The organism is Streptomyces sp. R33, from assembly GCF_041200175.1.
GTDB classification, from domain to species: Bacteria; Actinomycetota; Actinomycetes; order Streptomycetales; family Streptomycetaceae; genus Streptomyces; species Streptomyces katrae_B.
This window is the reverse complement of record NZ_CP165727.1, coordinates 5,640,795-5,661,641: the sequence shown is the minus strand read 5'-3', so window position 1 is coordinate 5,661,641 and position 20,847 is coordinate 5,640,795. Positions and strand designations below refer to the sequence as shown.

Here is a 20,847-nt window from a genome sequence, read left to right as displayed (position 1 = left end):
GGCACAGTTTAGAGCCGTAACAGTCCAGCTATGAAACCGGTAATCGAGGGGCCCGGCGCCGTGCGCGGCTTCGGCTTCCGTCAGGATGTCTGAAACACATAAAGGATTCCTGAAGGGGGACGCGGGCATGAGTTACAACCAGCCGGGACCGTACGGGGCCCAGCCGCCGCAGCAGCCGGGGCCGTACGGAGGCCCCCCGCAGCAGCCGGGCCCCTACGGACAGCCCGCCCCCCAGCCGGGTTACGGCTACCCGCAGCAGCCGGGCGTGCCCCCGCAGGGCTACCCCCAGCAGCAGCCCCAGCCGGGCTACGGCTACCCGCAGCAGCCCCCGTACGGCATGCAGCCGCAGCAGCCTAAGAAGTCCAAGGCCGGCGTGATCATCGCCGTGGTCGTCGCGGTCGCCGTGATCGCGGGCGCGGGCTGGTACTTCACGCAGGGCGGGGGCGCCTCCGGTTCGGTGGCCGCGGACACCAAGGGCTACAAGCTGGCTTTCCCTGCCACGGTCGACAGCTACGCGAAGAACGAGCAGGCGGCCGGTACCGCAAAGGGCGACACCCCCCTGACCGGCGAGCAGAAGACCAAGGCCGAGGGCATCGGCATCAAGGACCCCCACCAGGCGAGCCAGCAGTACCTGAGCGGCATCAAGGGCAAGGCCAAGCAGATGACCGCGAGCGGCTTCTGGGGTCAGATCGACGATCCGGAGCAGGCCCTCGACGCCTATTTCGGCACGATCGGCGCGCCCAACCCGGAGACCGACAAGCTCGGCCTGAAGTACGAAAAGGTCGGCTCCCCCAAGGCGTTCACGCCGGACGGGTTCAAGGGCGCCGTCATGAAGTGCGTCGAGGTCAAGATGACGACCACGAAGACCACCAAGCCCGGAGAGCCCAGCTCGCTCGTGGTCCCCACCTGTGCCTGGAGCGACCACTCCACCCTGACCGCGGTCAACCACATGGACCAGACCACGATCCTGACCGGCGGAAGCCAGGGCACCCTGGAGGACGTCTCCAAGCTGGCGGCGAAGCTCTACAACACCTCACAGACCAAGGTCTGATCGGACTGGCGGCCGGCGTGTGAACTCGTCGCCTTCACGCCGACCGCCGCCGGTCCCCCCGCTACGCCGCGTTGCAGGCCCTGGCGGCCTCCACTTCCGTCACCCCTATGGCGGTCAGGCCCCAGTAACACTGAATCCAACGGGCGGGGTTACCGGAATCACTTCCAGTCCGGCAAGCCGCTTCCGCCTTCGGGCCGACCCTGTAGCCCGCGTCTATCAGGGAAAACTGGCACGCACCCTGGTCGGCCGACGCGGGTGAAGCCGCCATGATCGGGAGGGCGGCTGCGGCGAACGTCGCGGCCAGGACGCCGAGTGCGCGCTTCTTCATCTTCATGTCTCATTTCCCCTTGACTAAGGCTGATCGAGACAAAGTTGATCAAGAAGTCATCCGCCAGACCAGGCCACACGGGCCGCTTGTCCGATAATCGGTCAAGATGGTCCCGAAAACGAGGAGGGGCGCCCCGGATGTCCGGGGCGCCCCTCCTCGTACGTCGTGCCGGCTACGCCGACTTCTCCTGCGGGCCCTGGTCCTTCGGGACGATGCGGGGGACCAGCGTCGGGTTGACGTTCGAGCGGACCACGTCCGAGGTGATGACCACGCGGGCCACGTCCTTGCGGGACGGGACCTCGTACATCACCGACATCAGGACCTCCTCCATGATGGCGCGCAGCCCGCGCGCGCCCGTCTGGCGGAGGATCGCCTGGTCCGCGATGGCCTCGAGCGCCTCGCGCTCGAAGTCCAGCTCGACGCCGTCGAGTTCGAACAGCCGCTGGTACTGCTTCACCAGCGCGTTCCGCGGCTCCACCAGGATCTGCAGCAGCGCCTCGCGGTCCAGGTTGTGCACCGAGGTGATGACCGGCAGACGGCCGATGAACTCCGGGATCATCCCGAACTTCACCAGGTCCTCCGGCATGACCTCCTGGAACTGGTCGCTCGCCTCGATCTCGCGCTTCGAGCGGATCGTCGCCCCGAAGCCGATGCCCTTGGCGCCCGCACGCGACTCGATGATCTTCTCGAGGCCGGCGAAGGCGCCGCCCACGATGAAGAGCACGTTCGTCGTGTCGATCTGGATGAACTCCTGGTGCGGGTGCTTGCGGCCGCCCTGCGGCGGGACGGAGGCGGTCGTGCCTTCCAGGATCTTCAGGAGGGCCTGCTGGACGCCCTCGCCGCTCACATCGCGGGTGATCGACGGGTTCTCGCTCTTGCGGGCGACCTTGTCGATCTCGTCGATGTAGATGATCCCGGTCTCGGCCTTCTTGACGTCGTAGTCGGCCGCCTGGATCAGCTTGAGCAAGATGTTCTCGACGTCCTCGCCGACGTACCCGGCCTCCGTCAGCGCCGTCGCGTCGGCGATGGCGAACGGGACGTTCAGCATGCGCGCGAGCGTCTGGGCGAGGAGCGTCTTGCCGGAGCCCGTCGGGCCCAGCAGCAGGATGTTGGACTTCGCGAGCTCGATCGCGTCGTCCCGGCCCTGCGCACCGCCGTTCTCGCCGGCCTGGACCCGCTTGTAGTGGTTGTACACCGCCACCGAGAGGGCCTTCTTCGCCGGCTCCTGGCCGACGACGTAGCTCTCCAGGAACTCGTAGATCTCACGAGGCTTGGGGAGTTCCTCCCACCGGACCTCGGAGGTCTCGGCGAGCTCCTCCTCGATGATCTCGTTGCAGAGGTCGATGCACTCGTCGCAGATGTACACACCGGGTCCTGCGATGAGCTTCTTCACCTGCTTCTGGCTCTTTCCGCAGAACGAGCACTTGAGCAGGTCGCCGCCGTCACCGATGCGTGCCACGAGGTGCTTCCCCTTCGCCTGGGAGACGCTTGGTTCAGCGCTCCTGGTGCCTCATATCCGACGGTACCTTGCCGGGGGCCCCGTACGGGGCCCCCTTGACGTGGTTCACATCGCCGAATGTGACGACGTGCCCACGCCAACTGGCGGCAAGGATCAGTGGGAGTTCTTGCGGGTCGAGACGATCTGGTCGATCAGGCCGTACGCGAGCGCGTCCTCGGCCGTCAGGATCTTGTCGCGCTCGATGTCCTCGCGGATCTTCTCGATCGGCGTGGTCGAGTGCTTGGCCAGCATGGTCTCCAGCTGGTCACGCATGCGCAGGATCTCGTTGGCCGCGATCTCCAGGTCGGAGAGCTGCTCACGGCCGGTGCCGCCGGACGGCTGGTGGATCAGCACGCGGGCGTTCGGCAGCGCCATGCGCTTGCCGGGCGTGCCGGCCGCCAGCAGGACCGCGGCGGCGGAGGCCGCCTGGCCCATGCAGACCGTCTGGATGTCCGGCTTCACGAACTGCATCGTGTCGTAGATGGCCGTCAGCGCGGTGAAGGAGCCACCGGGGCTGTTGATGTAGATCGAGATGTCGCGGTCCGGGTCCATCGACTCCAGGCACAGCAGCTGCGCCATGACGTCGTTGGCGGATGCGTCGTCGATCTGCACGCCGAGGAAGATCACGCGCTCCTCGAAGAGCTTCGCGTACGGGTCGTACTCGCGCACGCCCTGCGAGGTGCGCTCGACGAAGCGCGGGACGACGTAGCGGTTGTCCACCTGCGCGCCGGTGTAGAGGCCGCTCGCGGGAGAGAGGTTGTTCATGTGCATCTGGGTGTTCACCATCCTGGTGGCGTTCTGCGGGCTGGGGCTTGCCGGGTGGGGGCGGGCGTACGGGGCCTCGGACGAGGACCCGCGCGCCGGGGCCGGGGTCAGGCCCCGGTGCCGCCGCCGCCCGGGACCAGCGACGCGGCGGAGATGATCTCGTCGATGAGGCCGTAATCCTTGGCCTCCTCCGCGGTGAACCAGCGGTCGCGGTCGCCGTCGCGGATGATCGCCTCCACGGTCTGGCCGGAGTGGTGGGCGGTGATCTCGGCCATGCGCTGCTTCGTGCGCAGCAGGTACTGGGCCTGGATCTTGATGTCCGAGGCGGTGCCACCGATGCCGGCGGAACCCTGGTGCATCAGGATGTCGGTGTTCGGGAGCGCGAAGCGCTTGCCCGGGGCGCCGCCGGTGAGCAGGAACTGGCCCATGGAGGCCGCCATGCCCATGCCGATGGTGACGACGTCGTTCGGGATGTACTGCATGGTGTCGTAGACCGCCATGCCCGCCGTCACCGAGCCGCCCGGGCTGTTGATGTACAGGTAGATGTCCTTCTCCGGCTCCGCGGCCAGGAGGAGGAGCTGCGCCGTGATCTTGTTGGCGATGTCGTCGTCGACCTGCTGGCCGAGGAAGATGATGCGCTCGCCGAGCAGCCGGTTGTAGACATGGTCGCCGAGGCCGCCACCGATGGACGGCTCACCCGCGGCGTAAGGCTTCAGATTCGTCACGTATCCACCTGCTCGTCTCCGACGGCCACATGCCGTCTCAGCGTCTCGTTCTGGGGCGCGGACCGTTCGGCGGCCGTGGCCGCCGGCATCCGGGTACTCCCGTGCCCTCGTATTCATGGACCCTAACGCGCAGGTCGGACAACGCCATCCCGCTTCCCGAACTGTTCGCTCGGAGCGCAAGGTCCGTGGGCCCTTGGGGGACCCGGCGCAGGCCCGGTGGAAGGCGCCGTGCGCGGAGTGTGCGAAGGGCCCGTACACGGCTGCGTACGGGCCCTTCGGGTGCTGCTCAGCGGGCGCCGCGCGGGGCGGCGCCCAAGGTGTTACTTGGCCTCGTCGGCCTGGGCCTCGGCGGCGTCACCCTCGACGACGGCCTCGACGGCCTCGGCGGCAGCCTCGACCTCGTCCTCCTCGTCGGAGAGGTCGACGACCTCACCGTTGGTGTCGACGACCTTGGCGGCCTCGACGACGACCGCGAGAGCCTTGCCGCGGGCGACCTCGCCGACGAGCATCGGCACCTGGCCACCCTCGACGACGGCCTGGGCGAACTGGTCGGGGGACATGCCGGAGGAGGCGGCACGGCGCATGAGGTGCTCGGTGAGCTCCTCCTGGTCGACGCCCAGCTTCTCCTTGTTGACGAGCGCGTCCAGGACGAACTGGGTCTTGATGCCCTTGATCGCCTGGTCCTTGGTCTCGGCGTCGAACTCCTCGACCGTCTTGCCCTGGAACTCCAGGTACTTCTCGATGGTCAGGCCCATCTGGCCGAGCTGGTGGTGCTCCAGGTTGTGCTTGCGGGTGTTGACCTCGTCCTCGAGCAGCTTCTCGGGGATCGGCACCTCGACGAGCTCCAGCAGCTTCTCCAGGACGCGCTCCTGGGCCTGCGTGGCCTGGTCGTACTGCTTCATGTTCTCGAGGCGCTTGCGGCTGTCCGCCTTGAGGTCCTCGAGGGTGTCGAACTCGCTCGCCATCTGCGCGAACTCGTCGTCCAGCTCCGGCAGCTCACGGGCGGAGACCTTGGTGACCTTGACGGTGACCTCGGCGTCCTTGCCCTCGGCGGAGCCGCCCTTCAGCTGGGAGGTGAAGGTGGCCTCGCCACCGGCCTCCAGGCCCTTGACGGCGTCGTCGATGCCCTCGAGGAGCTCGCCCGAGCCGATGGTGTAGGAGACGTCGGAGGCGACGCCGTCGGGCAGCACCTCGCCGTCGACCTTGGCCTCGAGGTCGATGGTGACGACGTCGCCGTCCTCGGCCGCGCGCTCGACGTCCTTGGTGGACGCGAAGCGGCCGCGCAGCTGCTCGACCGACTTCTCGATGTCCTCGTCGGAGACCTCGACCGCGTCGACCTCGACCTCGATGCCGGAGTAGTCCGGGATCTCGATCTCGGGGCGGACGTCGACCTCGGCGGTGAAGGCCAGCAGCTCGCCGTCCTTCAGCTCCGTGATGTCGACCTCGGGCTGGCCCAGCGGGTTCAGGTCGGCCTCGTTGACGGCCTCGGTGTAGAACTTCGGGAGGGCGTCGTTGACGGCCTCCTCCAGCACCGCACCGCGACCGAAGCGCTGGTCGATGACCCGGGCCGGGATCTTGCCCTTGCGGAAGCCCTTCACCGTGACCTGCTGGTTGATCTTCTTGTACGCCGCGTCGAGGCTGTCCTTGAGCTCCTCGAAGGGCACCTCAACAGTGAGCCGAACCCGAGTCGGGTTCAGGGTCTCCACGGCGCTCTTCACGGTTCGGTCTCCTTGTGGCTGACTGCTTGGGGTTCTGCGTCCGCGCTGCGATTCAGCGGTTCGGCGGATTCGGCCCGGTACATCAGACACACGGGCACGCAGCTTGCATAGTAGCCGCAAGCGGCAATCTGCCCACAACGCGATCTTGTGATGGCGATGCCGGTGGTGCTGTTGGTCGGGGTGGCCGGATTCGAACCGACGACCTTCCGCTCCCAAAGCGGACGCGCTACCAAGCTGCGCCACACCCCGTCGGTGCGACACGTAGGGTACATGCCCGGAGACCCTCCGATGCGCGGGGTTTGAGCGAAGGTTTCCGGACGCCGCACCGCGGGCGCGTAATGCGGTGTGCACTCCCCCGGCCCGACCCGCTAGGATGCTGTCCGTGCCGCGGCCCCCCGGACCTGCGGCGCACGCGTTGCGGGCGTAGCTCAATGGTAGAGCCCTAGTCTTCCAAACTAGCTACGCGGGTTCGATTCCCGTCGCCCGCTCTGAAGCACAAAGGGCCAGGTCAGAGGATGCTTCCTCCGACCTGGCCCTTCGTCGTTCCGAACTGGCGCACGTCTCAGTGCTGGACCATCGCGCAGGTGACCGTGGTCTTGCCGTCGGCCGTCTTGACGACGTACTTGGCTCCGCTCAGGCCGCCGAGGTCGAACCTGCCCGACTTGTCGATGGGGACCGAGCCCGAGGTGGAGCCGGAGTAGGTCACCGTCGTGCCGGCGGGGAACCCCTCACCCCACAGGTGGTATTTGCCGGCTGAATCCACCTCGACGTTGCACTTCGCGGCCGCGGGGGCCGCGGTGGTCGCGGTGGTCGAGGCGTGTGCGGCGACGGCGGGGCCCAGCGCGAGGGCGGGGGCCACCAACAGTGTGAGTGCTGCAAGACGACGTGTCCGGTTCATGTTCAACCTGCCTTGGACGCTGACGGTGCGGCCGGTGAGGCGTGACGGCTCCGATACCCGCGGCAGCGGTCGCACGGGGCGCCGAGGGGGAAATCTCACGCCGTTACGCCGTACTGATGCCACTTTTAGCCTATCGTCCGGTTTGCCCCTCGGCATCCCGCGGATGGCCTTGAGGGGGTCGCGGCGCAGGGGTGCGTCGAGGCGCGGCCGTGCCGGCACCAGGAGCAAGGTCGCCCATGTGACGACGCGATCGCCGACGAGAATGCGGCCACCCTCGGCGTCATCGCGCTGGGCGGCCGGGTGAACGCGGACCTGGAGTACCGGCGGACGGCCGGCACTCCCTGAGCTTCCCCTAGAGCTTGATTCCCGCGATGGTGTCGGCGAGGGAGTTGAGGAAGCGGTTGACGTCCGGGGCGATGGAGCTGGACGCCAGGAAGAAGCCGAAGAGGACCGCGACGATCGCGGGGCCGGCCTTGATGTGGTTCCCGCGGACGAGCACCACCAGGATGACCGCCAACAGAACCACCACTGACAGCGAAATGGCCACTACTGATCACACCTTCGGTCGTCCCCTGGTCGGCCTGGGGCGCGCGGCCGCGCGCGCCCCCACATGGACCATCCTCCCACCAACGGGCCCCGGCTATCCGCCCCGTGGCGAATCGGCGTCGCCGCTTTCCCGCCAACCGCTCGTGCGCCGGGCATATTTCGGGCGCGGGGCCGGTGTCACGGCGCGGTGAGGCCGAGGAGGGAGCGGACATACGCGTACTTCGCGGACAGCCGTTCCCGGGTGGGACCGTCCAGTACGGAGAGCCGTACGGGGTCCGCGTTGTGCGCCAGGTCGGCCTCCTTGACCAGGAGGGCGCCGGGCGTGGCGAGGATCCGGGCCGCGTACTCCTCCACCGGTTCGCCGGGGCGTTTGGTGACGGCCAGGACCATGTCCTTCACCGGCTGGGGCAGAGCGGCCGAATCCAGCCACTCCCGGCTGAGCGCGTCGTCCTCGATGGCGTCGTGGAGCCAGGCCGCCGCCTGCTGCTCCGCGCTGCCGCCGCGGGTGCGGACTCCCTCCGCGACGGCCGCGAGGTGCTCGGCGTACGGCCGGCCGGCCTTGTCGGTCTGGCCCTCGTGCGCGGAGCGCGCCAGGGCCTCGACCTCGAGCAGGGTCAGCGGTTGCTGCTGCCGTTGCGTCATACCGTCCCCTTCGCCGCCGTACGCAGGGCCCGTGCGGCCCGGCGTACATCCGCCTGTGTGGTGCGCCAGTTGGAGAACGCTGCGCGCAGGGCGGGGGTTCCCGCGTAGACGGTGGGGGTGACGAACACCTCCTCCTGCGCCGCCTCGCGCAGGGCCGTCAGGCGGGCCGGGGTGGGGTCCTCGGCGAGGGTGAAGCAGACGACGTTCAGGCGGACCGGGGCGAGGAGGCGGAAGGCCGGGTCCTGCTCGAGTGCGGCGCCGAGGGCCCGGGCGCAGGCGATGTCGCGCTCGACGATCTCGCGGTGGCCTTCGCGGCCGTACGCGCGGAGGGTGAACCAGGCGGCGAGGGCGCGCAGCCGGTGCGAGTTCTCGGGGGTGAGGTGGACGAGGTCGGGGCGGTCTCCCAGGGGGCCGAGGTAGGCGGCGGCGTTCTGGAAGACGCGGGCCTGGAGGTCTTGGCGGCGGGTGAACTGGACGGCGCTGTCGTAGGGGACGTTCAGCCACTTGTGCAGGTCGATGCAGAGCGAGTCGGAGGCGTCGAGGCCGGCGGCGAGGTGGGCGTGCTCCGGGGAAAGCGCGGCGAAGGCGCCGAAGGCGGCATCGGTGTGGAGCCAGAACGCGTGGCGTTCGCGGAGGGCGGCGATGGCGCGGAGGTCGTCGAAGTCCACGGTGTTGACGGTGCCGGCGTTGGCGACGACGACGGCCGGGCCGGGGGTGTCGGCGAGGGCGCGGTCGAGGGCGGCGGGGTCGACGGCCTCGCGGCCGGGGAGGGTGGGGACGGCGACGAGGGAGCTGCGGCCGAGGCCGAGGACGGAGAGGGCCTTGGCGATGGAGGAGTGCGGGGCCCCGGAGAGCACGCGGACGGGGCCGAGGGCTGCCGCGCCGTCCTCGGAGGGAGCGACGCCGAGGCGTTCGCCGAGCCACTCGCGGGCGATCGCGAGGCCGGTGGTGTTGGACATGGTGGCGCCGCTGACGAAGGTGCCGGTGTGGGCGTCGGAGAGGCCGAAGAGGTCGCGTAGCCAGCTGATCGTTTCGCGTTCGAGGTCCTGGCCGGCGGGGTCTAGGGCGGAGTTGGAGTTCTGGTCGTGGACGGCGGTCAGCCAGTCGCCGGCGAGGGCGGCGGGGGTGGCGCCGCCGGTGACGAAGCCGAGGTAGCGAGGGCCGGCGGAGGCCGAGAGGCGGGGCTCCCACCGGTCCCGGAAGGCGGCGAGGGCGGCGTCCGCACCGGCGGCGCGCTCCGGCAGGGGTTCGGGGTCCCGCGGAGGCCCGGCGGGCGGTACGACGGGATGGGCGTCCAGAGCCGCGAGGGTCTCGGCGGCGGTGCGGCGGGTGGCCTCCAGGAGGTCGGGGAGGCGGGCGAGGTCGGTGGCGAGCGTGCGGTCCATGGGGGCACGGTAGGGATCCGCCGGGCGCGGCGGACCGGCCAATCGGGGGTGATTGGCCCGGCTTCCCAGCTGCACGGAGCTCCGCCCGACTCGGGCGCCGACGGGGCTGCAGTGCGCCGGCGTCGGGTGGGTGCCGGTGCGGCGCCGCCGCGCGAGCGGCCCCGGCTGCGCCGGGCTCCTGGGGCTCCGCCCCAGACCCCGCGCCGCAAACGCCGGCGGGGCTGGAGCGGGGCGGCGCGGCCGGGCCTCGGGCCGACGGGGCGGGAGTTGGTGGGGCGTAGGGTCGGGGGATGACTCGGTGGGTGCTGGGGGTGGCCGGAGCGGTGGTCGTGGCGGGAGCGGTGGCGGGGTGTGATGTGCCACCCGCGCCTGCCGCCGCGCCCGGGCCCAGCGTGCCGAGGCCCCCCGCGCCCACCGTCACGGCCTCCCCTCCCACCGTCACGGCCTCCCCTCCCGCGGCCGGGGCGTCCGCGTGCCCCGAGGGCGGGGTGCGGCTGCTCGAAGGGGCCGGGGACGCCGCCATGGGGCTGCGCGTCGCCGACATCCAGCTGGTCAACTGCGGTACGCAGCCGTACGTACTCGAGGGCTATCCGGAGATCCGGCTGCTGGACAGGAAACGGGCCCCCGTCGAGGTGGCCGTCCAGCACGGGGGTGACGGGATCGCCGCCGCGCCCACCGGGACCGAGGCTGATCCGCAGAGGGTCGAGCTCCGGCCCGGCCAGGCGGCCGGCTTCGGCATGGTGTGGCGGAACCTGGTGACCGACTCCGCCGTGCCCGCCGCCGAGGGGTGGGTGCTGGACGTGACCCCGCGGCCCGGTGCGCCCCGGGTGGAGCTGGAGCTGCACCACTCCGTCGACCTCGGGAACACCGGGAAGCTCGGGATCGGCCCCTGGAAGGCGACGGCCCGGTGATCATCTGGCTCAACGGGCCCTTCGGGGGCGGGAAGACGCAGACCGCGTACGAGCTGCACCGGCGGCTGCCCGGCAGCGTCGTGTGCGATCCGGAGCACGTCGGGTTCGGGCTGCACCGCATGATGCCGCCGGCGCTGCGCGGGGACTTCCAGGACCTGCCCGCGTGGCGGCAGGGCGTGTTCGAGGTGCTGGAGCTGGCCGCCGAGGGGCACGCGGGGCCCGTTGTCGTACCGATGACCGTGACCGAGCCGCGCTACTTCGCCGAGACGGTGGGGCGGCTGCGCGCCGCAGGCCACGACGTACGGCACTTCGCGCTGATGGCCGAGCGGGAGACCGTACTGCGCAGGCTCCGTGAGCGAGGGCTCGGGCGCGGGCTGAAACGGGAGAGCTTCGCGGTGGCCCGGCTCGACGGATGTCTGGAGGCGCTGCGCGGACCGGAGTTCGCCGACCATCTGGTCACCGACCACCTCACGGTGTCCCAGGTGGCGGGCCGGATCGCGGCCGTGACCGGGCTGCGCGCCGCCCCGGACACCGACGGCCCGCTCCGCGCGAGGCTGCGGCGCGCGCTCGTCGGCGTCCGGCACATCCGGTTCGACTAAGGGCTGTCCCGTAATCCCTGGCGGATCAGCGCACGGCGTCAGATGCGGTGCATCGCAAGGCGGAGGGGCGTCCGCATACTGGGCGTATGCGGACGTTCCGACAACGCAGCGAGGCGCCGTAGCTGTCGTCGTGCGCCCGCCGGGGATTACGGGACAGCCCTTAGGGCACCGCTAGACCGTGCCCGTCCCCCGGCGCAGGGCCCAGCGGGCCGGGAGGGTGGTGGCCGTCAGGCCCAGGGTCAGGGCCGCCGCCGCGAAGGAGGCGTACAGCATCGGCGGGATGTGCGGGGGCGCCCCGGTGAGCGCCTTGGCCAGCGGGAACAGCGTGGCCAGGGCGATCGCGCTGCCGAGGATGACGCCGGCGCCGCCGATCAGGAGGGCCTCCCAGCGCAGCATCCGGAACACCTGGCGGCGGGTGGAGCCGACGAGGCGGAGCATCCGCAGCTCGCGGCGGCGGTCGAGGACGGTCATCACCAGGGTGTTGGCGGCGGCGACGGCCGCGAAGCCGCCGAGGACCGCCGCCATGGTGGTGTTGGCCCATGCGTTGAGCTCGCGGTCCGGGTCCTGGGCCGTGGTCCACGCCGAGACGGGGACCGCCGAGGCGGAGACCGCCGGGCCCAGCTCCGCCGGCACCGGGCCGCGGATCATGAGCTCGGTGGCGTGCCCGGCCGTGGTGTGGCCGGCCAGGTCGGCTGCGGGAAGGGTGACCTGGCCGAGGCCCAGGCCGCGGGTGTAGACGGCCACGATCTCGGGATGCGCCGGAGCCCCGTCCGGGAGCCGGAGTTCGAGGCGGTCGCCGACCCCCAGGCGGGCGGACTCCGCGAGGCTCCGGTCCACGGCGACCGTGCCGGGCCGGAGCGCGGCGAGGCTGCCCTCGCGTACGCCCAGGTCCTGGACGGTGGTGACATCGCCCGCGACGCCCTGGGCCGATGCGGACTGCAGCCGGCGTTCGCCGCCGCGGCCGGCCATCACGAGGACCGGGGTACGGGTGATCGCGACGCCCGGGCGGGCGTCGGAAGGCGGGTCGGTGATCACGTGGTCGGCGAGCAGCCCGGCCTCCTGCTGCTGCCGGGCGGCGCGTTCCTCGCTGGTGTGCAGGAAGACCAGGGTCGAGGAGAAGGCCATGGCGAGCACGATCGGGGTGATCGCGGAGGCGAGCCTGCGGGCGTGGGCCCGGGAGTTGGCGGCGGCCAGCGCGCCGGAGGCGCCGCCGGCGCGCAGCGGGAGGCCGAGTACGGCGGCGCAGGCGCGGGCGATCAGCGGGCCGAGCAGGGCGACGGCCAGCATGAAGAGCATGACGACGCCGAGCGCGGCGTTGGCGGCGTCGTCCCCGCCGGAGGTGGCGGCCAGGCCCGCACAGGCGATCCCGCCGGCCACCGCCGCGAGGCCGAGCGGCGTACGGATCCACCCCGGGCGGAGGCGTTCCACGGCTGCTTCGGCGAGCGCCTGGCCGGGCCGGATCCGGGCGGGCCGGCGGGCGGCGGCCCAGCCGGCGAGCAGGGCGGCGGCGAGGCCGATGCCGACGGCCGAGACCAGGGGGATCCAGGAAACGGCGAGGTCGACCCCGGCCGGGATCGCGCCCTTGGCCTTGAGCTGCCCGAACCACCAGGCGGCGAGGCCGATTCCGGGTACGCAGCCCAGCGCGCCCGCGGCCGGCGCGACGAGCAGGGCTTCGGTGGCGACGGTGCGGCGGATCTGCCGCGGGGTGGCTCCGACGGCTCGCAGCAGGGCGAACTCGCGGGAGCGCTGCCCGACGGAGAGCGCGACCGTTCCGGCGGCGGTGAAGACGGCGACGAGGGTGGCGGTGCCGCCGAAGGAACCGCCCAGGCCCATCAGTAGCTCCTTGGCGCCCGCGAGCTGCGGGTCCACGGCGCGGGCGGCGCCGGTCAGCACCTGGGCGCGGCCGCCGACGGCGGCGCGGACCCGGGCCGGGTCGGCGTCGAGCACGACGACGGCGTCGAGGGTGCCGGGGTGCCCGGAGAGGGCGCGGGCCTCGGCATCGGAGAACCAGACACCGGTGCCTTCGGCGTGTCCCACGACGCGGAACTCCCGCTTCCCGACCGGGGTGTCGAGCGACACCCGGTCGGCCGGGAGCCCCGAGCCCGTCCCCAGCACGACCTCCCCCGCAGCCTCCGGGGTCCGGCCCCGGCTGAGCTGCGCGCCGGTGAAGGCGGACGCCCCCCAGCCGGAGGCCTCCACGGCAGAGCCCGCATCCCCGCGTACGGGGAAGACCACGTCGGGGACGGCCCGCCCGAGCGGAGCCAGCCGTTCCAGCAGGGCGGCGTCGACCCGGGCCCGCTCCGGGACCCGCACGGATTCCTCGTAGGAGCCTTCGCCGCTGCCCATCTGCCAGCGGATCTGCTGGTCGGCGGCAACGACCACGGGCGCCTGGGCGTAGCGGGTCGGCGGGACGCTCGCCCGGGCTCCGCTCTCCAGCAGGATGCCGCAGGCGGAGACGATGGCGACGGTCATGAGCAGGGCGATGAAGGTGCCGGCGAAGGCGGCGGGCCGGAACCGGACCGCCGCCCGGGCCAGGCCGTTGGGGTGGAGCGGCATCAGGCGGCCGCTCCCGCGTACGCCGGGGCGGTCAGGGCCGTCATGCGGTCGGCGATGGCCGCGGCGGAGCTGTGCGGCAGCCGGTCCGCGATCAGCCCGTCGGCGAGGAAGAGCACCTGGTCGGCGTGGGCGGCGGCGGCCGGGTCGTGGGTGACCATGACGATGGTGGCGCCCATGGAGTCCACGGCGGCCCGGAGCAGCCCGAGGACCTCGGCGGCGGTGGTGGTGTCGAGGGCGCCGGTGGGCTCGTCGGCGAAGACGACGTCGGGGCGGGTGACCAGGGCCCGCGCGATGGCGACGCGCTGCTGCTGGCCGCCGGAGAGCTCGGCGGGGCGGCGCCGGCCCTTGCCCTCGAGGCCGACGCGGGCGAGCAGGTCGGCGGCCCGCGCCCGGTCCTGGCGGCCGCCGGCGAGCCGCATCGGGAGCAGCACGTTCTGCTCCACCGTCAGGGACGGCAGCAGGTTGAAGGCCTGGAAGACGAAGCCGAGGCGGCTGCGGCGCAGCTCGGTGAGCTCGTTCTCGTTCATGCCGGTGATCTCGGTGCCGCCGAGGCGGACGGAGCCCGCGGTCGGCAGGTCGAGTCCGGCCGCGCACTGCAGGAAGGTGGACTTGCCGGAGCCGGAGGGCCCCATCACGGCGGTGAAGCTGCCGCGGGGCAGGCTGAGGTCGATCCCGCGCAGCGCGTGCACGGTGGCGGCTCCCCGCCCGTACTCGCGCCGTACGCCGCGCAGCTCGACGGCGGCGGTGCTGTCGTGTCCCGTGCCGTAGGCCGCCTCCCCCGCGCCGTCGTACGCCGCCTGCGCGCTGCCGCGCTGCCGCCTGCTCCGCCGGAGCCCCATGGTGTGCCGCCTTCCCGTGTCCGCCGGTGATCGTGGTCCCGACGCTACGGACGGTGGTACGGGGGCGGACATGGCGCAGCCAGGCGGATCACTGGTGGGGAAAACCCCACCCCGGGCAGCCGGTGCTCAGGGCGAGCGGCGGATGAGCAGCAGCGCGCGGTCGTCGTTGACGTCCTTGGCGACCTTTTCGATCAGGTGCCAGGCCGCGCCGTCCCAGCCGGCGGCGACGTAGCGGTCGGCTTCGCCGGTGAGGCGGTCGATGCCCTCGCTGATGTCGCGGTCGGCGGTCTCGACGAGGCCGTCCGTGAAGAGCATGAGGACGTCGCCGCGGCGCAGGTTGCCGCGGGCGGGCTCGAACTCGGCGCCGTCGTAGACGCCGAGGAGCGGGCCCTCGCCGGACTTCTCCTGCCAGCGGCCGGTGCCCGCGGAGAGCTGGAGGGCGGGCAGGTGGCCGGCGGAGAGGAGCTCGTAGTCGCCGGTCTCCAGGTCCAGGACGAGGTGGATGGAGGTGGCGAAGCCCTCGTCCCAGTCCTGGCGGAGCAGGTAGCCGTTGGCGGCGGGCAGGAAGCCGTGCGGGGGCAGGGCGCCGAGCAGGCCGCCGAACGCGCCGGACAGGAGCAGGGCGCGGGAGCCGGCTTCCATGCCCTTGCCGGAGACGTCGGTCAGGACGACCTCGAGGGTCCGGCCGCCGTTCGTGCGGGCGGCGACGACGAAGTCGCCGGAGAAGGACTGGCCGCCGGCCGGGCGCAGGGCCATCTCGCGGTGCCAGCCGCGCGGCAGGGCGGGCAGCTTGCTCTGGACCCGGATGCGTTCGCGCAGGTCGAAGAGCATGGTGCCGCCGCGCCGCCAGGGCACGCCGACGCGGCTGCGGAACTGGGCGATGATCAGTCCGAAGAATCCGCAGGCGGCCACGACCAGGACCGTGCCGGGGGTGACCCGGGCGGGGCCGAGGGTGTACGGCCCGAGGACCAGGGCCTCGACGATGAGGGCCGCCGCGGAGGCCGCGTACAGCGCGAGCAGGCTCGCGGGGCGCAGCAGCAGGCCGCCCGCGACGATCGGCAGGACGAGGGCGGACGGCGAGAACCAGACCGGCAGCATGAGCGTGCCGCAGGCGATGGCGGGAATGGTCAGGAGCAGACCGGCGAAGGCGAGCCAGTCGGAGGCGTCGCCGCGGAAGTAGTCGACGGCGGATTTGCGCAGGGCGGTGCGGGCCCGGTGCGACAGCATGCGCATCCGGGCCATGAGCGTCTCCATGCGTGCTCCGGCCATTGCTTCGGGACCCTATCCATCCTGGCTGTGCATGCGCAGGGGGACCCCCGGACCCGGGGGCTCCGGCCGGTCGAAAACCCTTCGACTGTGACGGAATGCCCTGGTAAGGATGGCCGTATGGCTCTTGAGATGCGCGTATTGCAGGCTGATGAGTGGGATGTCTGGTACGACCACCTGGAACTGGCGTTCGGCGGGGTGCCGGAGTCTCCCCAGGAGCGGGAACTCTACAAGTCCCTGACCGAGCCCGGGCGCTCGCTGGGCGTCTGGGACGGCGGGACCTGCGTCGGCTCGGCCAGTGCCTTCTCGTTCCGCCTTTCGGTGCCGGGCGGCGCACTGGTGCCGGCGGCCGGGGTCACGATGGTGGGCGTCGCGCCGACGCACCGCCGCCGGGGCGTGCTCACGTCGATGATGCGCCGCCAGCTCGACGACATCCGGGCTGGTGGCGAGCCGCTCGCCGTGCTGACGGCCTCGGAGGCGGCGATCTACGGGCGCTTCGGCTACGGCATCGCGTCGTACGCGCTGGCCCTGGCCGTCGACAGCACCCGCGTACGGCTCTCGGTGCCGCCGGGGACGGACGAGGTGCGACTGCGGCTCGTCGATCCGGAGAAGGCGCTGCCGGAGTGCGAGCAGGTGTACGCGGAGCTGGTCGCCCGGCGGCCCGGCATGCCGGCGCGGCAGCCCGGCTGGGAGCTGCTGGGCGTGCTGGATCCGGAGGCGATGCGCGAGGGCGCCTCGCCGCTGAAGTGCGTGGTGGCGGAGCGGACGGACGGCCAGGTGGCCGGGTACGCCCGCTACCGGGTCAGGGCGGACTGGGAGCCGCAGGGCCCGGAGGGCAAGGTCGAGGTGGCCGATCTCGATGCGCTGGACCCGGCGACGACGGCCGCGCTGTGGCGCTACCTCTTCGAGATCGACCTGACCTCGACCGTACGGGCCGGCAGGCGGCCGGTGGACGATCCGCTGCTCCACCTGGTCAGCGACGTCCGACGGTCGCGGCCGAGCCTGCGGGACTCGTTGCACCTGCGGCTGGTGGACCTGCCGGCAGCCCTGGAGGCGCGCGCGTACGGGGCTCCGCTGGACGTGGTGGTGGAGGTCGAGGACGCGTTCTGCCCGTGGAACGAGGGGCGGTGGCGGCTGGTCTGCGACGCGGAGGGCGCCGCCCGCGTCACGCGGACGGCGGACCCGGCGGACCTGGAGCTGTCGGCCCGGGAGCTGGGCTCGGCGTACCTCGGCGGGATCACCCTGACCGCGCTGGCGGCGGCGGGCCGGGTGCGCGAGCTGCGCCCGGGCGCCCTGGCCGCGGCCTCGCGGGCCTTCGCCACCGACGCGGCGCCCTGGCTCCCGCACGGCTTCTGAGCCGGGCCGGCCGGTCCGGCCTCAGCGGGTCTGACAGGACGGGCACCAGAAGAGGTTGCGCGCCGCCAGGTCGGCGGTGCGGACCTCGGCCCCGCAGATGTGGCAGGGCATGTTCGCCCTGCGGTAGACGTACACCTCGCCGCCGTGGTCGTCCACGCGCGGCGGACGGCCCATGGCCTCGGGCAGGTGCTCGTCGCGGACGGTGTCGATCCGGTTGTTCCGTACTCCCTCGCGCATCAGCGCCGCCAGGTCCGCCCACATGGCGTCCCACTCGCCGCGCGTGAGGTCCTTGCCGAGCCGGTACGGGTCGATGCCGTGCCGGAAGAGGACCTCGGCGCGGTAGACGTTGCCGACGCCCGCGATCACCTTCTGGTCCATGAGCAGGGCGGCGACGGTGGTGCGGGAGCGGGAGATCCGCTTCCATGCGCGGTCCGGATCGTCGGCCGGGCGCAGCGGGTCGGGGCCGAGCCGCTCGTGTATCGCCTTCTTCTCGGCGTCGCCGATCAGTGCGCAGGCGGTGGGGCCGCGCAGGTCGGCCCAGTGCTCGGCGTTGAGGAGCCGCAGCCGGACCGTGTCGGTGGCCGGGGGCGCGGGGGCCGGGCCGAAGCCGAGCTTGCCGAACAGGCCGAGGTGGATGTGGACCCACGCGTCGCCGAGTTCCAGGAACAGGTGCTTGCCGTGCGCCTCGGCGCTCTCCAGGTCCCGCCCGTCGAGCAGGGCGGCGCTCTCGGCGAAGCGGCCCTGCGGGCTGCTCACCCGGACCGGGCGCCCGGCGAAGCGCTCGGTGTGGTCCTGGGCGAGGCGGTGGATCGTATGCCCCTCGGGCACTGCTCTGCTCCTACGTCGGGAAACGGCCGTGCCGCCGGGCCGGAAGCCACGGCGGCACGGCGAAGCGGAAGATCAGCCCTGCGGGTGGTGGGCCGGGATCGGGGGGAGCTCGCCGGTGGTCTCGTACGCGGAGAGCATCTCGATGCGCCGGGTGTGGCGCTCCTCGCCGGAGTACGGGGTCGCCAGGAAGGCCTCGATGAAGGACACGGCCTCGTCCTGGGTGTGCATCCGGCCGCCGACGGAGATCACGTTGGCGTTGTTGTGCTCACGGCCGAGCTTCGCGGTCTCGACGCTCCAGGCCAGGATGGCGCGGACGCCCTTGACCTTGTTCGCGGCGATCTGCTCGCCGTTGCCGGAGCCGCCGATCACGATGCCGAGGCTGTCGGCGTCCGCGGCGGTCTTCTCCGCGGCGCGCAGGCAGAACGGCGGGTAGTCGTCCACGGCGTCGTAGATGTGGGGCCCGCAGTCGACGGGCTCGTGGCCGTTGTTCTTGAGCCAGTCCACCAGGTGGTTCTTGAGCTCAAAGCCGGCATGGTCGGATCCGAGGTACACGCGCATGGGTCGAGTGTGGCACGAGCGGCCCCGAAGATCCGCGGAGGGGTGTCGCGTAAGTCACTTCTAAAGCTCAAGTAAACCCAAAGAACGCAGATGGGACACGGCGGGACCCAGGTCCTGGACTTTCATCCCAAGGCAACGATCCGGACTGAGGTCTTCCGTCCTGCGTTCATCTCAGGTTTGAATGCCGGGGCCTCGCAACCCGAGAACCTAAGGATCCGTCCATGAGCTCCACGACGACCCTTCAGAAGGCAGGCGACCCCACCGGAAACTCCGGTGAGGGCCTGCCCTCCGACGGTCTGAAGGCCGGTCTCAAGAACCGCCACCTTTCCATGATCGCCATTGGCGGCGTCATCGGCGCCGGTCTCTTCGTCGGCTCTGGTGGCGGCATCGCCAAGGCCGGCCCCGCCATCCTGATCTCGTACCTCCTCGTCGGCGCGATGGTCGTCTTCGTGATGCGGATGCTCGGCGAGATGGCCGCCGCCAGCCCGAACTCGGGCTCCTTCTCGGCGTACGCCGACCGGGCGCTCGGCCGCTGGGCCGGCTTCTCCATCGGCTGGCTGTACTGGTTCTTCTGGGTCGTCGTGCTCGCCGTGGAGGCAACCGCCGGCGCGAAGATCCTCGAAGGCTGGGTCCCCGCCGTCCCGCAGTGGGGCTGGGCCCTGATCGTGATGGTGGTCCTGACGGTCACCAACCTCGGCTCGGTCGCCTCCTACGGCGAGTTCGAGTTCTGGTTCGCCGGCATCAAGGTCGTCGCCATCGGCGCCTTCGTGGTCGTCGGCATGCTGGCCGTGTTCGGCGTGCTGCCGGGCTCGGACAACCCGGGTGCGGGATTCGCCCACCTCACCGACGCCGGCGGCTTCATGCCGAACGGCTGGGGCTCCATCCTCACCGGTGTGCTGATGGTCGTCTTCTCCTTCATGGGCAGCGAGATCGTCACCCTGGCGGCCGGCGAGTCCGAGGACCCGCGCCGCGCGGTCACCAAGGCCACCAACTCGGTGATCTGGCGCATCGGCGTCTTCTACCTGGGCTCGATCTTCATCGTCCTCACCCTGCTGCCGTGGAACGACAAGTCGATCGTCGACAAGGGTTCGTACGTCGCCGCCCTGGACTCGATCGGCATCGCGCACGCCGGCCAGATCATGAACGTGATCGTCCTGACCGCTGTGCTGTCCTGCCTGAACTCGGGCATGTACACGGCCTCCCGCATGGCGTTCTCGCTGGGTGAGCGCGGTGACGCGCCCAAGATCTTCGCCAAGGTCAACAAGCGGGGCGTGCCCATGGCCGCGATCCTGGGCTCGGTGGTCTTCGGCTTCGCCGCGGTCTACTTCAACTACAGCTCCCCGGACACGGTCTTCAGCTTCCTGCTGAACTCCTCGGGTGCGATCGCGCTCTTCGTGTGGCTGGTCATCTGCCTGACCCAGCTGCGGATGCGCAAGATCCTCGTCCGTGAGGCGCCGGACAAGCTGACGGTCAAGATGTGGCTCTTCCCGTACCTGACGTGGGCCACCGCCGCGATGATCACCTTCGTCCTGGCCTACATGGTCTACGACAAGGACAACCGCGAGACGGTCATGCTGTCGCTGCTGGTCGCCGCCGTCGTGCTGGTCATCGGCGTGGTGCGCGACATGCGCCGCAAGGCGGCCGAGCGCGCCTAGGCACGCATGCACGCAAGCACGGCAGCCCCGGACCACTTCGCGTGGTCCGGGGCTGCCGTGCTTGCCGCGCTCGCCGTACGGGGGCTACTTGCGGCCGGCCAGCTTCCAGGTGGCGGGCAGCAGGCCCATGGCCAGCGCGGCCTTGAGCGCGTCGCCGATCAGGAACGGGGTCAGACCCGCCGCGACGGCCGCGCCGAAGGACATCCCGGTGGACAGCGCCAGGTACGGCACGCCCACCGCGTAGATCAGGGCGGAGCCCAGCGCCATGGTGGCGGCCGTACGGAGCACCGAGCGGTCGGCGCCGCGGCGGGCCAGGGCGCCCACGACGGTGGCGGCGAGCAGCATGCCGAGCACGTAGCCGAAGGAGGCGCCGCCCGCGCCGGAGGTGCCGCCCGCGAACCACGGCACGCCCGCCATGCCGACGAGCGCGTACAGGGCGAGCGAGAGGAACCCGCGGCGGGCACCGAAGGCGGTGCCGACCAGCAGGGCCGCGAAGGTCTGGCCGGTGACCGGGACCGGGGAGCCGGGAACGGGCACGGAGAGCTGCGCGGCCAGACCGGTGAGCGCGGCTCCGCCGGCGACGAGCGCGATGTCGCGGACGCGGCTCGCGGGCAGCAGGTCGGCGAGGACGGCGCCGGGGCGGAAGGAGACGGAAGCAGTGCTCATCGGAGGCTCCGCGGGGTGAGGGTGACGGGACGATCACCGACGCTAGTGCGCGGCCGG

At 71.7% G+C, this 20,847-nt stretch carries 20 protein-coding genes and 2 tRNA genes; 6 read left to right on the top strand and 16 right to left on the bottom strand.

Annotated elements, in window-relative coordinates; translation table 11 throughout:
• The first annotated feature begins 127 nt into the window (after positions 1 to 127).
• Positions 128 to 1,051, top strand: coding sequence for a hypothetical protein (locus AB5J51_RS25940; RefSeq protein WP_369778760.1), 924 nt, complete (start codon positions 128 to 130; stop codon positions 1,049 to 1,051).
• Positions 1,052 to 1,112: 61 nt separating this feature from the next.
• Here the strand turns inward: AB5J51_RS25940 and AB5J51_RS25935 are convergent, their stop codons facing one another.
• From AB5J51_RS25935 to AB5J51_RS25910, 6 genes are all read right to left on the bottom strand, one after another.
• Complete coding sequence (locus tag AB5J51_RS25935) at positions 1,113 to 1,385, bottom strand: hypothetical protein (protein ID WP_369778759.1); 273 nt, start codon at positions 1,383 to 1,385, stop codon at positions 1,113 to 1,115.
• Positions 1,386 to 1,551: 166 nt separating this feature from the next.
• Positions 1,552 to 2,838: an ATP-dependent Clp protease ATP-binding subunit ClpX gene (gene clpX / locus AB5J51_RS25930; RefSeq protein ID WP_030159377.1), complete on the bottom strand. Its 1,287-nt coding sequence runs from the start codon at positions 2,836 to 2,838 to the stop codon at positions 1,552 to 1,554.
• Between the two features lie 153 nt (positions 2,839 to 2,991).
• Complete coding sequence (locus AB5J51_RS25925) at positions 2,992 to 3,663, bottom strand: ATP-dependent Clp protease proteolytic subunit (protein ID WP_030297267.1); 672 nt, start codon at positions 3,661 to 3,663, stop codon at positions 2,992 to 2,994.
• Between the two features lie 86 nt (positions 3,664 to 3,749).
• The gene (locus tag AB5J51_RS25920) at positions 3,750 to 4,367 is read right to left on the bottom strand and encodes an ATP-dependent Clp protease proteolytic subunit (RefSeq protein WP_053786842.1); all 618 of its coding nucleotides are present in this window, start codon (positions 4,365 to 4,367) and stop codon (positions 3,750 to 3,752) included.
• A gap of 320 nt (positions 4,368 to 4,687) precedes the next feature.
• Positions 4,688 to 6,085, bottom strand: a complete 1,398-nt coding sequence (gene tig, locus AB5J51_RS25915) for a trigger factor (protein ID WP_369778758.1) — start codon at positions 6,083 to 6,085, stop codon at positions 4,688 to 4,690.
• Positions 6,086 to 6,257: 172 nt separating this feature from the next.
• Positions 6,258 to 6,334 (bottom strand) — tRNA-Pro (locus tag AB5J51_RS25910).
• A gap of 168 nt (positions 6,335 to 6,502) precedes the next feature.
• Here AB5J51_RS25910 and AB5J51_RS25905 point away from each other — a divergent pair.
• A tRNA-Gly gene (locus AB5J51_RS25905) sits at positions 6,503 to 6,573 on the top strand.
• Between the two features lie 74 nt (positions 6,574 to 6,647).
• On the opposite strand, the gene AB5J51_RS25900 is transcribed toward AB5J51_RS25905, so the two are convergent.
• The 4 genes from AB5J51_RS25900 to AB5J51_RS25885 all read right to left on the bottom strand — a co-directional run bounded on the left by AB5J51_RS25900 (position 6,648) and on the right by AB5J51_RS25885 (position 9,556).
• Complete coding sequence (locus tag AB5J51_RS25900) at positions 6,648 to 6,983, bottom strand: hypothetical protein (protein ID WP_369778757.1); 336 nt, start codon at positions 6,981 to 6,983, stop codon at positions 6,648 to 6,650.
• A gap of 352 nt (positions 6,984 to 7,335) precedes the next feature.
• Positions 7,336 to 7,530, bottom strand: coding sequence for a hypothetical protein (locus AB5J51_RS25895; protein ID WP_030297273.1), 195 nt, complete (start codon positions 7,528 to 7,530; stop codon positions 7,336 to 7,338).
• Between the two features lie 176 nt (positions 7,531 to 7,706).
• Positions 7,707 to 8,171 carry an HD domain-containing protein gene (locus tag AB5J51_RS25890; RefSeq protein WP_136224872.1) on the bottom strand — a complete coding sequence of 155 codons (465 nt, stop codon included), beginning with the start codon at positions 8,169 to 8,171 and terminating at the stop codon, positions 7,707 to 7,709.
• Positions 8,168 to 9,556: an aspartate aminotransferase family protein gene (locus tag AB5J51_RS25885; protein ID WP_369778756.1), complete on the bottom strand. Its 1,389-nt coding sequence runs from the start codon at positions 9,554 to 9,556 to the stop codon at positions 8,168 to 8,170. Before AB5J51_RS25885 ends, AB5J51_RS25890 begins: the two co-directional genes overlap by 4 nt.
• Before the next feature lie 290 nt (positions 9,557 to 9,846).
• On the opposite strand from AB5J51_RS25885, the gene AB5J51_RS25880 reads away from it, so the two are divergent.
• Complete coding sequence (locus tag AB5J51_RS25880; RefSeq protein ID WP_369778755.1) at positions 9,847 to 10,467, top strand: DUF4232 domain-containing protein; 621 nt, start codon at positions 9,847 to 9,849, stop codon at positions 10,465 to 10,467.
• On the top strand, positions 10,464 to 11,066 hold the full coding sequence (locus AB5J51_RS25875) for an AAA family ATPase (protein WP_053786847.1): 603 nt from the start codon (positions 10,464 to 10,466) through the stop codon (positions 11,064 to 11,066). The genes AB5J51_RS25880 and AB5J51_RS25875 overlap by 4 nt, the downstream gene beginning before the upstream one ends.
• A 171-nt stretch (positions 11,067 to 11,237) precedes the next feature.
• Here AB5J51_RS25875 and AB5J51_RS25870 read toward each other — a convergent pair whose 3' ends face one another.
• From AB5J51_RS25870 to AB5J51_RS25860, 3 genes are all read right to left on the bottom strand, one after another.
• Positions 11,238 to 13,622 (bottom strand): FtsX-like permease family protein, encoded by a 2,385-nt coding sequence (locus AB5J51_RS25870; protein ID WP_369778754.1) that lies wholly within the window; start codon positions 13,620 to 13,622, stop codon positions 11,238 to 11,240.
• Complete coding sequence (locus tag AB5J51_RS25865; protein WP_053786848.1) at positions 13,622 to 14,461, bottom strand: ABC transporter ATP-binding protein; 840 nt, start codon at positions 14,459 to 14,461, stop codon at positions 13,622 to 13,624. The genes AB5J51_RS25870 and AB5J51_RS25865 overlap by 1 nt, the downstream gene beginning before the upstream one ends.
• A 126-nt stretch (positions 14,462 to 14,587) precedes the next feature.
• Positions 14,588 to 15,715: a PP2C family protein-serine/threonine phosphatase gene (locus AB5J51_RS25860; RefSeq protein ID WP_234382107.1), complete on the bottom strand. Its 1,128-nt coding sequence runs from the start codon at positions 15,713 to 15,715 to the stop codon at positions 14,588 to 14,590.
• A gap of 132 nt (positions 15,716 to 15,847) precedes the next feature.
• Here AB5J51_RS25860 and AB5J51_RS25855 point away from each other — a divergent pair, with 132 nt between their 5' ends.
• Positions 15,848 to 17,083 carry a GNAT family N-acetyltransferase gene (locus tag AB5J51_RS25855; protein WP_369778753.1) on the top strand — a complete coding sequence of 412 codons (1,236 nt, stop codon included), beginning with the start codon at positions 15,848 to 15,850 and terminating at the stop codon, positions 17,081 to 17,083.
• A gap of 21 nt (positions 17,084 to 17,104) precedes the next feature.
• Here the strand turns inward: AB5J51_RS25855 and AB5J51_RS25850 are convergent, their stop codons facing one another.
• Positions 17,105 to 17,911 (bottom strand): Fpg/Nei family DNA glycosylase, encoded by an 807-nt coding sequence (locus tag AB5J51_RS25850; protein ID WP_053786851.1) that lies wholly within the window; start codon positions 17,909 to 17,911, stop codon positions 17,105 to 17,107.
• A gap of 72 nt (positions 17,912 to 17,983) precedes the next feature.
• Entirely contained in the window at positions 17,984 to 18,469 is a 486-nt protein-coding gene (locus tag AB5J51_RS25845) for a ribose-5-phosphate isomerase (RefSeq protein WP_053786852.1), read from the bottom strand.
• A gap of 221 nt (positions 18,470 to 18,690) precedes the next feature.
• On the opposite strand from AB5J51_RS25845, the gene AB5J51_RS25840 reads away from it, so the two are divergent.
• Positions 18,691 to 20,124 carry an amino acid permease gene (locus AB5J51_RS25840; protein ID WP_369778752.1) on the top strand — a complete coding sequence of 478 codons (1,434 nt, stop codon included), beginning with the start codon at positions 18,691 to 18,693 and terminating at the stop codon, positions 20,122 to 20,124.
• Between the two features lie 84 nt (positions 20,125 to 20,208).
• Here the strand turns inward: AB5J51_RS25840 and AB5J51_RS25835 are convergent, their stop codons facing one another.
• On the bottom strand, positions 20,209 to 20,790 hold the full coding sequence (locus AB5J51_RS25835; RefSeq protein ID WP_136224878.1) for a biotin transporter BioY: 582 nt from the start codon (positions 20,788 to 20,790) through the stop codon (positions 20,209 to 20,211).
• Positions 20,791 to 20,847 lie beyond the last annotated feature (57 nt).

Excerpts from the sequence above, each read along its gene's own strand:
- AB5J51_RS25880 (WP_369778755.1), top strand. The coding sequence starts at position 9,847 with ATGACTCGGTGGGTGCTGGGGGTGGCCGGAGCGGTGGTCGTGGCGGGA.
- AB5J51_RS25940 (WP_369778760.1), top strand. The coding sequence starts at position 128 with ATGAGTTACAACCAGCCGGGACCGTACGGGGCCCAGCCGCCGCAGCAG.
- AB5J51_RS25890 (WP_136224872.1), bottom strand. The coding sequence starts at position 8,171 with ATGACGCAACGGCAGCAGCAACCGCTGACCCTGCTCGAGGTCGAGGCC.
- AB5J51_RS25840 (WP_369778752.1), top strand. The coding sequence starts at position 18,691 with ATGAGCTCCACGACGACCCTTCAGAAGGCAGGCGACCCCACCGGAAAC.
- AB5J51_RS25865 (WP_053786848.1), bottom strand. The coding sequence starts at position 14,461 with ATGGGGCTCCGGCGGAGCAGGCGGCAGCGCGGCAGCGCGCAGGCGGCG.
- AB5J51_RS25835 (WP_136224878.1), bottom strand. The coding sequence starts at position 20,790 with ATGAGCACTGCTTCCGTCTCCTTCCGCCCCGGCGCCGTCCTCGCCGAC.
- AB5J51_RS25870 (WP_369778754.1), bottom strand. The coding sequence starts at position 13,622 with ATGCCGCTCCACCCCAACGGCCTGGCCCGGGCGGCGGTCCGGTTCCGG.
- AB5J51_RS25935 (WP_369778759.1), bottom strand. The coding sequence starts at position 1,385 with ATGAAGATGAAGAAGCGCGCACTCGGCGTCCTGGCCGCGACGTTCGCC.
- AB5J51_RS25855 (WP_369778753.1), top strand. The coding sequence starts at position 15,848 with ATGGCTCTTGAGATGCGCGTATTGCAGGCTGATGAGTGGGATGTCTGG.
- AB5J51_RS25900 (WP_369778757.1), bottom strand. The coding sequence starts at position 6,983 with ATGAACCGGACACGTCGTCTTGCAGCACTCACACTGTTGGTGGCCCCC.
- AB5J51_RS25885 (WP_369778756.1), bottom strand. The coding sequence starts at position 9,556 with ATGGACCGCACGCTCGCCACCGACCTCGCCCGCCTCCCCGACCTCCTG.
- AB5J51_RS25925 (WP_030297267.1), bottom strand. The coding sequence starts at position 3,663 with ATGGTGAACACCCAGATGCACATGAACAACCTCTCTCCCGCGAGCGGC.
- AB5J51_RS25845 (WP_053786852.1), bottom strand. The coding sequence starts at position 18,469 with ATGCGCGTGTACCTCGGATCCGACCATGCCGGCTTTGAGCTCAAGAAC.
- AB5J51_RS25860 (WP_234382107.1), bottom strand. The coding sequence starts at position 15,715 with ATGGAGACGCTCATGGCCCGGATGCGCATGCTGTCGCACCGGGCCCGC.